Here is a 1,167-nt window from a genome sequence, read left to right on the forward strand (position 1 = left end):
CGATCGCCGGCAGGCGGTGCAACGCATGGACCTCGTCGAAGAAGAACCAGGTGCGCAGGTCCCGGGTGCGCGGCAGCCGCATCAGGGTGTGGACCGCGAGGTTCATCCAGAGCGAGAGCAGCGCCCGATTGAGCACCAGTTCGTTGTGCGAGGAGGTGATGAACAGGATCGAACCGGGCTTGTTCTCCGCGCGAATCCAGTCGGAGATCGAGAACGCCTCCTTGCCCTCAGGCAGGAAGCGCAGGGCCTGGGCATTGGTGTTGAAGACGGCGCGGATCGATTCCGCCATCTTGGCGGCCTCGGGCGCGGTCAGCGGATCAGCGACGGTGTGCTCTAGGAGTTTGTGGACCTCCTTGAGGTCGGCCATCATCAGCTTGCTGGCGAGCGCCTGGTTGGTGGCCTCGCCAAGCTTGATCAGCTTGATGCAGGTCTCGACGAACAGCGTGCGCGCAGCCAGCATCCAGAACGGCTCGGCACCGCCGCCATCTGCCGGAAGCAGGGCTGCGGCGATGCCGGTGAAGTCGGCATGGTTCTTCGCTTCGGCGAACACCGACCAGGACGGACAGCGCTCATCCATCGGGTTGAGGATGGTGTCGGTTTGGGGGTTGTAGAATGCCTCAACGTAAGCGCCGGTGAGATCGAACACGACGGCCCGATCGCGCCGCGCGCGCATCTGCGCAATAAGCGCACGCATCTGCGTTGTCTTGCCCGTGCCGGTCGAGCCGATCATGATGGTGTGGGCCTGTTCGGTGCGCCAGGGGAAGGGCACACCCGCGATCGAATAGACGTGATGAATGCCCGCCTCCTTGCGGGTCGCGAGGCTCATTTTCATGACCTCGTCGAAGCTCTTGCCGGGCAGGCGTTCGGCGATCTCTGCGCCGAGCATATCGCGGTTGTGGGCATTGATGACATTGGTAAGCTCGGCGGCATCAACCAGCATGGCGCCGCGCTGATGCCGCTCCTCGAGGATCGACTTGCCGCGCCGCTTGGAGAAGTCGACGAACCATACCGCGATCGGCACCGCGACGAAGAGCGAGATGAACAGCGAGCCCCAAATGGCGCGCATCAACTTGTTCCAGGCGATGACCACATCGGGGTGCGAAGCGACCATACCGACAGGCGCCCGGACGACTTCGCCGGAGGGGAGGGTGAGGTTGAGGATTTTGC

Annotated in this window: 1 protein-coding gene; it reads right to left on the reverse strand. The window is 63.6% G+C overall.

The window, feature by feature from the left end; translation table 11 throughout:
* Window positions 1–1,167: type IV secretion system DNA-binding domain-containing protein (locus AX703_RS25200; RefSeq protein ID WP_156452217.1), on the reverse strand; the 1,167-nt coding region annotated here is incomplete at both ends.

Origin of the sequence: Novosphingobium sp. CCH12-A3 (assembly GCF_001556015.1) — a bacterium.
GTDB classification, from domain to species: Bacteria; Pseudomonadota; Alphaproteobacteria; order Sphingomonadales; family Sphingomonadaceae; genus Novosphingobium; species Novosphingobium subterraneum.